This window comes from Nocardia sp. CNY236 (genome assembly GCF_000482385.1).
Classification (GTDB): domain Bacteria; phylum Actinomycetota; class Actinomycetes; order Mycobacteriales; family Mycobacteriaceae; genus Nocardia.
Genome location: NZ_KI519393.1, coordinates 275699 through 283581 on the forward strand (window position 1 = coordinate 275699; position 7883 = coordinate 283581).

At 64.2% G+C, this 7883-nt stretch carries 6 protein-coding genes; 2 read left to right on the forward strand and 4 right to left on the reverse strand.

All coding sequences use genetic code 11. The annotated features are described in order from the left end of the window. Positions 1-2: 2 nt before the first annotated feature. A complete protein-coding gene (locus tag K940_RS0122905) occupies positions 3-1001 on the reverse strand; it encodes a daunorubicin resistance protein DrrA family ABC transporter ATP-binding protein (protein WP_028479378.1) in 999 nt (332 codons plus the stop codon). Between the two features lie 396 nt (positions 1002-1397). On the opposite strand from K940_RS0122905, the gene K940_RS0122910 reads away from it, so the two are divergent. Beyond that, complete coding sequence (locus K940_RS0122910; protein ID WP_028479379.1) at positions 1398-2924, forward strand: aldehyde dehydrogenase family protein; 1527 nt, start codon at positions 1398-1400, stop codon at positions 2922-2924. Between the two features lie 8 nt (positions 2925-2932). Here K940_RS0122910 and K940_RS0122915 read toward each other — a convergent pair whose 3' ends face one another. Next, positions 2933-4162: a TetR/AcrR family transcriptional regulator gene (locus K940_RS0122915; protein ID WP_028479380.1), complete on the reverse strand. Its 1230-nt coding sequence runs from the start codon at positions 4160-4162 to the stop codon at positions 2933-2935. A gap of 216 nt (positions 4163-4378) precedes the next feature. Between K940_RS0122915 and K940_RS0122920 the strand changes: the two genes are divergently transcribed. Next, positions 4379-5404 carry an SDR family oxidoreductase gene (locus tag K940_RS0122920; protein ID WP_028479381.1) on the forward strand — a complete coding sequence of 342 codons (1026 nt, stop codon included), beginning with the start codon at positions 4379-4381 and terminating at the stop codon, positions 5402-5404. A 112-nt stretch (positions 5405-5516) separates the two neighbouring features. Here the strand turns inward: K940_RS0122920 and K940_RS0122925 are convergent, their stop codons facing one another. Together K940_RS0122925 and K940_RS30015 are read right to left on the reverse strand one after the other, a co-directional pair. Next, positions 5517-6506, reverse strand: a complete 990-nt coding sequence (locus tag K940_RS0122925; protein WP_028479382.1) for an alpha/beta hydrolase family protein — start codon at positions 6504-6506, stop codon at positions 5517-5519. A gap of 206 nt (positions 6507-6712) precedes the next feature. Then, the coding region (locus K940_RS30015) for a thioesterase domain-containing protein (RefSeq protein WP_231390484.1) at positions 6713-7883 on the reverse strand (1171 nt) is incomplete at its 5' end.

The window sequence follows — 7883 nt, forward strand, 5'->3', positions numbered from 1 at the left end:
GGTCACGCGCGACCGCCCGAGTGGCCGGTGATGGACAAGAACACATCGTCCAGCGAAGGGCGGCGTAACGCTATGTCGGCCAGGTCGACGCCTGCGCTGTCGAGCCTGCGCAGCGCTTCGGTGAGCGTCACCGCACCGTCCGGCGCGGGGATGGACAACCGGTCGCCGCGGTCGAGTTCCGCAAGCACTGCGGGCGGCACCAGGTCGCCGAGTGCGAGTGCAGCGGTACGCAGCATCGTCGGATCCATCGGGACCACTTCGCAGTAGCTGCCGCCGGTCTTTTCCTTGAGTTCGTCGGCTGTCCCCTCCGCGATCACCGTGCCTTTGTCGATCACAATGATGTTGTCACTGAGTACATCCGCTTCCTCAAGGTATTGGGTGGTCAGCAGCACCGTGATGCCCTGGGCCTTCAGCGCATTCACCAGATCCCAGACACCCTGCCGACTGCGGGGGTCCAGGCCGGTTGTCGGCTCGTCGAGGAACACGACCTCGGGTCTTACCACGAGACCGCAGGCGATATCGACCCGACGACGCATGCCACCCGAATAGTTACGTACTGCACGACGACCTGCGCTCACCAGGTCGAACTCTTCGAGGAGCACATCGGCTCGCCTTCGGGCGGCCATCTTGCCCAAGCCCATCAGCCGACCGAACAGCTCCAGGTTCTCTCTTCCTGACAGATTCTCGTCCAACGCGGCATATTGCCCGGTCATCATGATCGATCGGCGTACACCTGCCGGGTCCTCACGCACGTCGTGCCCAGCGACGACGGCGGCGCCGGAGTCGGGGCGCAACAGCGTGGAGAGGATCTTCACCGTGGTCGTCTTACCCGCACCGTTCGGGCCGAGAATGCCGAGGACACTGGCGCGTTCAGCAACAAAGCTGACACCCTGCAGCGCATGCACGTCTCCGAATGATTTGCGAATGTCCGCTACCCGGACTGCTGCCTCCCCTACAGGTAGATCTGCACGGCTGGAACCCGCATGGTTGGAACTCGGCATCAACTCTCCACTATCGGCCGGTGCGGCGACACAGTCGCCCGAGCGCACGATGCACCTGGGTTGGTGATCTGTCGCACTCGGGGTGATGTTACCCACCGTGCCGATCGGCTCGACCAGCTCCGCTCCCGAAACCGACTCGTAGCGCGCCAAGTGTGTCTTTACTCACAATTCCTTGCTGCGATTCCGTCGCTTTCGGGATCGACGCTGGTGCGTGAGGCCGCATGATCCAACGACCGGCGTCCGAGCCTTGTCGGCCCGCTGCGCCAAACCATAGTCTGCATTGCGGGGAAACACTCTCACTCGTCCGCGGCCCGGCACTCGGAGCGGCCCGGCACTCGGAGCGGCCCGGCCCCGCGGAGCGGTCCGCACATCGGTTCGAACCTGCGAGAGGTGATCATGGCCGAGTCCATACCGCCGCCGTCTGCAGCGCCTCTGGAACGCCCGGGCGATGCCGACGTCTTGACCTCCTACGATCCGCGTACCGGCGAGGTCGTCGGCAGCTATGTCCGCACGAGCGCCCAAGAATTGAACCGCGCGGTGCGTACCGCCCGTTCCGCTAGACGCTGGTGGACAGATCTGGGGTTCCACACTCGCAAACGCTGGCTGCTGGACTGGAAGCGCGACATCGCTCTGCGCTCGCAAGAATTGGTTGCGTTGCTGTGTGAAGAGACCGGGAAGCCAGAGGCGGATGCCGTGATCGAAGTGATGCTCGCGGTGGAGAATTTGGACTGGGCTGCGCGCAATGCGGCCCGCGCATTGGGGCGCCGACACCTCGATTCCACCTGGCTCACTCGAAACCAGCGGGCAACAGTCGGCTACCTTCCTCTCGGTGTGGTCGGGGTACTCGGGCCGTGGAACAACCCCGTGTCCACCCCGATGGGTTCGATTGCCTACGCGATGGCAGCGGGCAACGCTGTCGTGTTCAAACCGCACGAACTGACGACCGGCGTAGGGATGTGGTTGGCCGACAGTTGGTCGAGGCTCGCACCGAACCAACCCGTCCTGCAGGCGATCACCGGTGATACCGCGACCAGCACGGCATTGTGCCGCGCAGCTGTCGACAAGATCGCCTACGCCGGCTCGAACGCCGGCGCCCGCGCTGTGATAGCAGCATGCGCACAACAGACGACGCCGGTGGTCGTCGAACGCAGTGGCAGAGGCAGCATGGTCGTACACGTGGACGCGAAGCTCGAGGATGCCGCCGAGGCCGCGGTGTTCGGGGCGATGGCCGATGCCGGACAGAACGCGACGGGGATTCAGCGTGCCTACGTCGCCACGTCGGTGTACGAGCGGTTCCTGGAACTGGTCGTGTATCAGGCCCGCAGGCTGCGACCAGGCGCCGATCGGAGGGCCTCCTACGGTCCGATGATCATGGAGTCGCAGGTCGACGTCGTACGCAGACAAGTGCGTGACGCGGTGGCCCGTGGCGGTCGCCCAGTACTCGGCGGCCTGGACTCGATCCGCGAGCCGTATATCGAGCCAATTGTGCTGACCGAAGTGCCGGAGCACAGTATTGCGATCACCAGAGAGTGCATCGGACCGGTGCTGATTGTGAACAAAGTCGCGAACATGGACGATGCTGCTGCGCGGATCAACGCGATCGGCACCGATGTCGCGGTATCGGTGTTCACCAGAGACGTGCGCGCGATCGAGGTATTCGCCGAACACCTGCATGTCGGGGTGGTGACCATCAACGCCTCGACTCCCTACGCCGGCACCCCGGCACTGCCTTTCGGCGGTGTCGGCGAGTATGGACAGGGTCATCGCAACGGCGACCAGGGGTTGCGGGAGTTCAGTCGGACCCTGGCCATAGCCCGCAAGCGGTACCAAGCGCCGGTGAACCTGTCCACCTTCGACCGACGCCCACGCCGGCTGCGCTTGGCACGGCGGATCTTTCGCATCCGTCACGGGCGCCGCCCGTGACGGGCTGCTCAGCCCAGCAGCACCGACTCCATCAATGCCTCGACCCGAGCCACCTGTTCGGGCCTCGTATCGAACCGAATCAGCCTGCCCACGTCGATCACCTGGCCGATGGCGGCGTGCACTCGAAAGCGCGCCTCCACTGGGTCCCCGTCGAGTAGGTTGGCCCATTCGAGCACGTTCTGTCGCTGAATGGCCCGCAGAGTGTGTTGCTCGGCTTGGGGCAGATTGCTGAACTCGGCATAGTAGACCGGCATGATCTCCGGCATTGCGAAGCTCAGCCTGGCATACCGGTCGGCCCAGCGTCGCACCGCGTCTTGCCGGCTACTTGCCTCGGCCAACGCTTCGGTGATCGCGATGGCCAGCCGGTCGCCAGTGCGATAGAACGCGGCGGCGAGCAGGTCGGCTTTGCTAGGGAAGTACCGGTACACGCTGGAGGCGTTGATGCCGACCGCAGCGCCGATCTCGTCGATGCTCGCCTCGTGGTAGCCCTGCCGGCCGAAGATCCGGATCGCTTCGGTGAGCAACTGTTCGCGCTTCGAAGTCACCGGGACGCCGCGCCTCGGCATAGCGGTAGCGGGTTCGGTAGGTGCGGCGGGCAACTCGGTGCGCAACACCGCCCAGGACATGTCGTGCAGCAACGGAAGAAGTCTGGCGCTCGACAGCGCTGTGCGGTGCGCGGCAATGCTGGCACTCGCACTGAGCACGCCCGCGGACAACATCGCCACATCCGTCGGAGACGCGGTCGTCCGGAGCAAGGCGATCGGCACCGCGAGAGTGTGGTTGATGTCGTCGTAGATCTTTTTGATTCGAATCCGGTCGTCACGCTCGAGATAGCGGCGCTCCCAGCGATACAAGCCGGCCTCTCGACGGAACTCGATGTTGTGCTGGCCGATCGCGCGGATCACCGCATCCAGCCGTCGCGCTGGGTCCAACTGAGGGTCGTCGGCAGTCCGAGCGACAGCCAACAACTGCCGCGCCCCCTCCTCGGCAACCGCCACCAACAGCGCGTACTTGTTGGTGAAATGGCGATACAGCGCAGGACCGGAGATCCCCACCTCGGCGGCTATCTGGTCCACACCGACCGGGTAGTACCCCCGCTCACTGAACGCACGCGCCGCCGCCCGCATGATCCGCACCTTACGATCCTTGGGACGACGCCGCACAGCAGGGGCGGCTGCCCGACTGCGCGGGCTGGGCTGCGCGGCAGCGAGATCGACCTCACTGCGATCCGCGACCATGCACTTCTCCGTTCTGCGGCGCTGGGCGACATCGCCTAAGTTAACCACAATTCGCGCACCGCCCATCACTCGGACAAACCGGTATCCGCTGAATCCAGCGTAGGGCGAAGGTCACCGACCGACCGCCCACACGACGCCGACCAAACGCACGTCATCTTCGCTCACTAGCCGGCCCGACGCAACGGACCGATCGACAGGAGACTATGTTGATCTGCTATGACTTACCTGGTTACCGGGGCAACTGGGTTCATCGGTCGGTTCCTCATCCCCGAGCTACTCAAGCGCGAGGGCGATATTCACGTCATGGTACGGCCGGGCAGTATTTCGGCCGACCGGTTCGCGTGCTGTGCACAGGAATGGGCGGGCGGCGACCGCGTCCGTCCGGTACGCGGTGATCTCGGCTCCCCTGGGCTGGGTATCGACCCGGCGTGGCTGGCTCGGCACCGCAGCCGCATCGATCACGTCTTCCATCTGGCGGCCAGCTACGACGTGATCGAGCGGGGCGGCGGAACGAGACACGTGATCGAAGTCGCCCAGGAGCTACGGGCAGGTCTCTTACATCACGTGTCGACGGTGGAGGTGGCCGGTTCCAGTGAGGGTCTGTTCACCGAGCAGATGTTCGATCGTGGCCAAGCCTTGGCCACGCCCATGCAGCGAGCCAAGTTCGAGGCCGAGCGAATCGTACGGGAGTCGTCTCTGCGATGGCGCATCTATCGACCATCGATCGTGATCGGACATTCCAGGACCGGAGAAATCGACCGGATCGACGGCCCGTACCACTTCTTCCGGCTGCTACGCATGGGAGCACAACTGCCCAGGGTTCTGCCGGTGTTGACACCCAAACTCGGCGAGACCAATATGGTCCCGGTCGACTTCGTCGCCCGGGCACTGGACCACATCGCTCATCGGTCGGATCCGGACAAGACCACCTATCACTTGGTCGACCCGCGCCGGCAGCGAGCAGTCGAGGCATTGAATCTGTTCGCCGACGAGGCCGGGGCGCCGCACCTGGTCGAAGTCATGCCCAAACGCACCCTCGATATGGTGGTGCGGGTACCTGGGGCCAACTGGTTGTTCACCCGAGTGGGCGTTGCGCTGGATGTTCTCGAACACAGCGAATTCGGCTGCTGGTTCGATTGCCGACACACCTCCGCGACATTGGCCGGTACCGACATCACGGTGCCGCCTCTGGAGGCCTACGCACCGTTGATCTGGAAGTACTGGATCGAGAACTGGGTCTGACCGCGCACCGAACCGGAACGGGAGACCTGCCGGCGCGAGGGCTCCCGTCCGATTGCCTCCCGTCCTATTGCGTCGCCGACCGGCAGATTCACAGGCCACCGACTGGGCAGGTTCAGAGACCGAGGCCCTGGGCGAGCACCGGCCAGGAGCGCTGGAACTCGTCGCGCCAGTAGCCCCATGAGTGAGTACCCGAGGGTCGGAAGTTGTAGGTTGCCGGGATACCCAACTGGTCCAATCGCCGGCGCAAGTTGTGGGTGCAATAGTTGGTGCCCGCTTCGATCACACCCCCGATGACGATCTGGTTCGCCAGGCCGTACGCTCCGGGGAGGGCGTACTCGCCATCGAGCGTGTCGTACTGACCGGGCAGGCCGTTGCCGGTGGAGATATAGAGCCCGAGCCCGCGTAGTCCTTCGGCGTTCACATACGGATCGTTCGCGATCCATTCCTCCGACCCCTCGGGACCCCACATGTTCATGGTGTCTCCGCCGCCCCACGTCTCGACGGTCAGCTTGACGAACTCCGAACCGACCGGGTCGCTGGTCTGGGCACATCCGCTGTAGGCTGCCGCGGCGCGATACAGGCCCGGCTTGGCGATCGGGAGGGACAGCACCGTCGTACCAGAGGTGGAAAGACCCGCGATCGCGTTCACACCATTGGTGCCCAACGCGCCATCGACCAGCGGCGGCAACTCTTCGGTGAAGAAAGTCTTCCACTTGTTGCGGCCGAGCACTGGATCATCTTTGATCCAGTCCGTGTAGTAACTCCATTTGCCGCCGATCGGCTGGATCACATTGACGTCCTTATCGGACAAGAAATCCAGCGCATCGGTCCTCGCCTGCCAAGAAGCGCTGTCTTCGCCACCGCCCGCGCCGTTGAGCAGATACAACGTCGGACGCGGTACGGACGCGTCCGCCGGCCGCTGAACGTCGATGATGACATTCTGGTCCATGGCTGCCGAGTACACGTGCAGACGGATGCTACGTGCGTCCACATACTGGGCCTTGGTGATACGCGAACCGTCCGGCGCGGTCGGGTTCCCCAACAGGGCCTGAGAGTCGATGATCGGGTCGGCGGTCGCCGGGGACGCGCCGAGACCGGTCATCAATCCCGTGAGCACAGCGGTTGCCGCAACCGCGGCAACGGCACGCAGACCACCGCGCCGGTTCTGTCGACGTCTCAATTTCACACCTTCGCTTCTTCTCGAGATCGCTGTGCATTCCCACGAGTGGACAGTGGGTGCCATGGAGCATGTCCATACGACCTATCTAGTCGTGACAATATGGCATACCGTTACCGTGTTGTAGCCCATCATGCCCGACTGGATTCGGTTCGGTCGGGAGTGTACGGACGCTGTGTCGTGTCGGGGTGGCCGGTGTCGAGCAGTTCGTGTATCCGTGGACCGATCGTTGCCAGCGCTTCCGGAGAGGTCATCAGCTCGTGGGTGACCCCGACAGGATGATCGTGAACTCCTCCGGTCACATATGGTTGCCAGCTGGCCGCCGCGTCGTCATGGCCAACCGCGCTGAAGTAGTGGACATGACCACGAAACAGTCCCGCCCGATACTCCGCGGCCACTTCCACCGAGCGCACCGCGCCGCGGTAGATCCGACGCACCCGTTCCGGCGTCAGCACCGCCATATCCGGTGGGATCGTCGCGTGCAGCGCTGCGAGCGCCTCCTCACTCAAGTCATGGGCCTCCCCTTCGGGCAAAGCATGCGCGGGGATGCCGATCTCTGCCAATGCTTCACGGATCGCGGTGTGGAAGTTCGTGATGTCAGGGTTCGGTTTGCTGTCGAGTATGGCCAGCAGCCCGACCTCCTCGCCCATGGCCTGCAACTCGGTCGCCACCGCATGCGCCAGCACACCGCCGAGCGACCAGCCGAGAAGCCGGTAAGGCCCGTGTGACTGCACCGCACGGATCTCGGCGACATAGCGGCGCACCAACTCCGTCAGCGACCCCGGCAGATAGTCCTCTTCGGCCAGTGCCGGCGACTGCAGACCGAAGATGGGCGTACTCGCCGGCACGTAGCGCACCAAACCCGCATAACACCACGACAGCCCGTACATCGGGTGCAGACAGAACAGCGGCTGGGCCGCGACCGTATCGTGGGGCACCCGTGTCCGGATCGGTAGCAGCACACTGAGCGCGGCATTCGAATCCAGGTCGTAATCGTGCTCATCGGACAACACCGCGAGAATTCGGGCCGACAATGCCGCCGGAGTCGAATCGGTGAAGAACCACTGCACTCGCACCTGGGCGCCGGTCACCACACGCAACCTACTGACCGCACGCACCGCGATCAACGAGCTACCACCCAACGCGAAGAAGTCGTCATCCATGCCGACCCGACCCTCGCCCCCCATGTCGAGCACCTCTGCGAACACCTCGGCAACCGTACGCTCCAACGGTGTACTGGGGGCACGGAAAACCGTCGCTTCGAACACCGGTGCGGGCAACGCACGCCGATCCACCTTCCCG